Below are 401 nucleotides of genomic sequence, written 5' to 3' on the forward strand. Positions count from 1 at the left end.
CCAGTGCGTCACGCCGCGCCGCCGGCTCTCTTCGTAGAGGCCCGCGTGCAGCCGGGTGACGGCCTCGGAGTGGCGCCAGCCGTCGAGCACGCAGAAGCGCGACGTCTCCGCGACGACCATGCCCGGGCGGACCACGTCGGACAGGTCCAGCCTCTGCTCCAGCTCCAGCCCCCGCCGTCCGCCGATGGCATCCGCCACCTCCGGGTTGGGCAGCAGCAGCCGCAACGTGGCCACCGGGGCCGCGTCCGCATAGACGACCAGGTGCACGGTGGTGTCCAGCGTGTCGAAACAGCTCACCTCGCGACGCGACGGCGGCATCCACCCCGTCATCAACCCCAGCTCTCCGCCGAAGACGGCCCAGCGGACGCGGACCGCGTCGTCGAGCTCGCGCTGGGTGGTGG

At 72.8% G+C, this 401-nt stretch carries 1 protein-coding gene; it reads right to left on the reverse strand.

Annotated features, from left to right (window positions below; genetic code table 11):
* The coding region (locus tag K9U41_RS23600) for a GNAT family N-acyltransferase (RefSeq protein WP_282643246.1) at nucleotides 1–401 on the reverse strand (401 nt) is incomplete at both ends.

Source organism: Xanthobacter autotrophicus (assembly GCF_029991245.1).
GTDB lineage: Bacteria > Pseudomonadota > Alphaproteobacteria > Rhizobiales > Xanthobacteraceae > Xanthobacter > Xanthobacter autotrophicus_C.